This is a genomic window from Streptomyces sp. NPDC005728, assembly GCF_040630895.1.
In the GTDB taxonomy this organism is placed as follows: Bacteria; Actinomycetota; Actinomycetes; order Streptomycetales; family Streptomycetaceae; genus Streptomyces.
The window spans coordinates 1-3,687 of the sequence record NZ_JBEXYL010000239.1 but is presented as its reverse complement, the minus strand read 5'-3'; the positions used below and the strand labels follow the sequence as shown (position 1 = coordinate 3,687).

The following is a 3,687-nucleotide window of genomic DNA, read 5'->3' as shown; positions in this document are numbered from 1 at the left end:
CAGATCACCTCCGCCAAGGCGGAGAAGCAGGCTGTGAGCGCCGCCAAGACCCTGGGCTCCGCCAAGACCTCGGCGGCCGGCGCCCGCAAGGTGATATGGGCCGGCTCCGGCAAGCCCGTCCTCGCCTACGAGACGATCGTCGGCGGTCTCCAGGACGACGGCACCCCGAACCAGCTGCACGTCATCACCGACGCGGCCACCGGCAAGAAGCTCTTCGAGTACCAGGGCATCGAGAACGCGACCGGCACCGGCAAGACGCTGTACTCGGGCACCGTCAGCCTCACCACGTCCGGGTCGGGTTCGTCGTACTCGCTGACCGACGCCTCGCGCGGCAACCACAAGACGTACAACCTGAAGCACACCACGAGCTCCGGCACCGGCACGCTGTTCACCGACGCCGACAACACGTGGGGCACCGGCACCGCCTCCAGCTCCACCACGGACCAGACCGCGGCCGCCGACGCCGCCTACGGCGCGCAGGAGACCTGGGACTTCTACAAGTCCACCTTCGGCCGCAGCGGCATCAAGAACAACGGTGTCGGCGCCTACTCCCGCGTCCACTACGGCAGCTCGTACGTCAACGCGTTCTGGGACGACGACTGCTTCTGCATGACCTACGGCGACGGCGAGAGCAACACGCACCCGCTGACCTCGCTGGACGTGGCCGGCCACGAGATGAGCCACGGCGTCACCGCCAACACTGCGGGCCTGGAGTACTCGGGGGAGTCCGGCGGTCTCAACGAGGCCACCTCCGACATCTTCGGCACCGGCGTCGAGTTCTACGCCAACAACGCGTCCGACAAGGGCGACTACCTCATCGGCGAGAAGATCGACATCAACGGTGACGGCAGCCCGCTGCGCTACATGGACAAGCCCAGCAAGGACGGCGGCTCGGCGGACTCCTGGTCCTCCTCCGTCGGCAACAAGGACGTCCACTACTCGTCCGGCGTCGCGAACCACTTCTTCTACCTGCTCTCCGAGGGCAGCGGTTCGAAGACGATCAACGGGGTGACCTACAACTCCCCGACGTCCAACGGCTCCACGGTCACCGGCATCGGCCGCGCCAAGGCGCTGCAGATCTGGTACAAGGCGCTGACGACGTACTTCACGTCGACCACCAACTACAAGGCGGCCCGTACCGGCACGCTGAGCGCCGCCTCGGCCCTGTACGGCTCCAGCAGCACCGAGTACAAGGCCGTCGCGGCGGCCTGGGCAGGGGTCAACGTCAACTAGGCACGAGGCACATGACACAGGGCGGTACCCGGGGGGAGATCATCCCGGGTACCGCCCTACCCTTGTGACCCATGTCCCCGGCGCTCTTCACCTACGAGCCGGTCGGCGCGACCCGCGACGACCTGACCCACTGCCCGCCCGGCTTCCACCCGATGCTCGTGCGCACCCGCCTCGGCGAGGGCACGGAGGTCTTCCACCGGGCCGCCGAGGCGGTCCTCACCTGGGAGATGCACCGCGCGATGGGCGTGGGCATCGATGCCACCGCCGACCGCGCGGCCCCCGACGTCGACGTCACCGTCACCCTGGCCGGCCTCATCAAGGCCCCCTGCCGCATCGTCTGGACCGTCGAGGAACCCCGCCGCGCCGGCTGGGCCTACGGCACGCTGGAAGGCCACCCCGAGTGCGGTGAGGAGGCCTTCGTGGTCGACCGCACGGGCGACGGCACGGTGTGGCTGACCGTCGCCGCGTTCAGCCGCGCCCAGAAGTGGTACGCCCGCGCGGGCGGAGCCGCGACACGGGGGTTGCAGCACGCGTACGCCCGCAGATGCGGGGCGGTACTGAAGCGACTGTGCGCTCCGTTCGAAGAGGGCTGAGCATCCATGGTGTCCTCCAACTGATGCCCCCACCCCTCCCTGCCCCCTCAGCGGCGAAGTCCACTCCCTCCGCGGCTCGACGCCGGCACCTGCTGCTCGTACCGCTGCTGACGGCCGTCTCGGCGGGGCTGCTGGTCGCACGTCTGGTCTGGGACGCCGACACCTTCCAGGACTGCCGGTACCTTGGCCCCTCGACGCGGATGTACGTCACCTCGTGGACCGGTCTCGCCTGCTCGCTGGGCTCCGTGCTGGTCCACGTCGCCCGGAGCCGCGCCACGCCAAGGCGCGGGATGCCGACCTGGACGACCTGGCAGCAGCGACTGACTACGGTGTCCGCGGTGCTCGGCCTGCTGCCGGCGTCGGCGCTGCTCGCGACCGTCTACTGGCTGTACTCCGCGGATCCCTCCGGGGGGAGCGGCTGCTCGGGCCTGGCGCACCTGGTCGCGCCCTAGGGCGGTGCGAAGCCCTGCTCGGCACCGCCCTGTGCGCATCCGCTACCGCAGCAGCACCCCCGCCCCCTCCACCGCCTCCTCCGACGGCACCGTCACCAGGCCCAGTTCCGCGCTCGCGGCGAGCAGACGGTGCGCCGGAAGGATGCGGATCGTGTAGCCGTAGGGTCCCGTGCGGTCCAGGGAGAGCGGGCCCTCGTAGAGACGGCGGCCCTCCAGGTCCGGCGCGCCGGTCGGCTTCAGCGGGACCACCGTGGCATCGGTGATCCGGTCCTCCGCGTCCACCCGGCCCGAGACCGCCTGGACCTCCACGTCGTCCGGCCCCAGCTCGCCCAGCCCCACCCGCACCCGCAGCCCCACGCTCGTGCCCAGCTCCGCGGTGGCCGTCGCGGCCGTCGTCTCCACGTGGTCGACGCTCACCCCGGACCAGGCGGCGCGCACCCTGGCCTTCCAGGCCGCCAGTTCACGGGCCGTGTCCTCGGTCAGCGCGCGATGGGACAGGGCGGCCGGCGCGTACAGGCGGTCGACGTACTCGCGGACCATGCGGCCCGCCAGCACCTTCGGACCCAGCAGGGTGAGGGTCCGGCGGACCATGTCGATCCAGCGGTCGGGCAGCTCGCCCCGGCCGCGCTCGTAGAAGCGCGGGGTCACCCGCTGCTCCAGCAGGTCGTACAGGGCCGCCGCCTCGATGTCGTCACGACGGTCCGGGTCGGTGCCCATGCCGTCCGCGGTCGGCACGGCCCAGCCGAAGTCCGGCTGGAACCACTCGTCCCACCAGCCGTCCAGCACGGAGAGGTTGAGACAGCCGTTGAGCGCGGCCTTCATCCCGGAGGTGCCGCAGGCCTCCAGCGGGCGCAGCGGGTTGTTCAGCCAGACGTCACAGCCGGGGTAGAGCTTCTGCGCCATCGCCATGCCGTAGTCGGGCAGGAAGACGATCCGGTGCCGCACGCGCGGGTCGTCGGCGAACCGCACCAGCTCCTGCACCAGCCGCTTCCCGCCGTCGTCCGCCGGATGCGCCTTGCCCGCGACGACGATCTGGATCGGCCGCTCCGGATGCAGCAGCAGCTCCATCAGCCGGTCCCGGTCGCGCAGCATCAGCGTGAGCCGCTTGTACGACGGCACCCGCCGCGCGAACCCGATCGTCAGCACATCCGGGTCGAGCACCCCGTCGATCCAGCCCAACTCGGCGTCACCGGCGCCGCGTTGCCGCCAGGAGGCGCGCAGCCGCTCCCGTACCTCCAGCACCAGCTGCTCGCGCAGGGTGCGGCGCAGCTCCCAGATCTCCTGGTCCGGGATGTCCGCGACCGAGTCCCAGCGCTCGGAGCCGCCGACGGCCAGCGCGTCCTCGGCCCGCTGGGAGCCGATCTGCCGGGCCCCGAGCCGGAGCACCTCGGGGGCCACCCAGGTCGGGG

Annotated in this window: 4 protein-coding genes; 3 read left to right on the top strand and 1 reads right to left on the bottom strand. The window is 71.2% G+C overall.

What is annotated here, in order from left to right:
• The 3 genes from ABZ471_RS48035 to ABZ471_RS48025 all read left to right on the top strand — a co-directional run.
• The coding region (locus tag ABZ471_RS48035; RefSeq protein WP_359075470.1) for a M4 family metallopeptidase at nt 1-1,233 on the top strand (1,233 nt) is incomplete at its 5' end.
• A 71-nt stretch (nt 1,234-1,304) separates the two neighbouring features.
• Nucleotides 1,305-1,826 carry a DUF1990 domain-containing protein gene (locus tag ABZ471_RS48030; protein ID WP_359075469.1) on the top strand — a complete coding sequence of 174 codons (522 nt, stop codon included), beginning with the start codon at nt 1,305-1,307 and terminating at the stop codon, nt 1,824-1,826.
• A gap of 23 nt (nt 1,827-1,849) precedes the next feature.
• Complete coding sequence (locus tag ABZ471_RS48025) at nt 1,850-2,278, top strand: hypothetical protein (RefSeq protein WP_359075468.1); 429 nt, start codon at nt 1,850-1,852, stop codon at nt 2,276-2,278.
• Nucleotides 2,279-2,320: 42 nt separating this feature from the next.
• Here the strand turns inward: ABZ471_RS48025 and glgP are convergent.
• Nucleotides 2,321-3,687: alpha-glucan family phosphorylase (gene glgP / locus ABZ471_RS48020; RefSeq protein ID WP_359075467.1), on the bottom strand; the 1,367-nt coding region annotated here is incomplete at its 5' end.

Excerpts from the sequence above, each read along its gene's own strand:
- ABZ471_RS48030 (WP_359075469.1), top strand. The coding sequence starts at position 1,305 with ATGTCCCCGGCGCTCTTCACCTACGAGCCGGTCGGCGCGACCCGCGAC.
- ABZ471_RS48025 (WP_359075468.1), top strand. The coding sequence starts at position 1,850 with ATGCCCCCACCCCTCCCTGCCCCCTCAGCGGCGAAGTCCACTCCCTCC.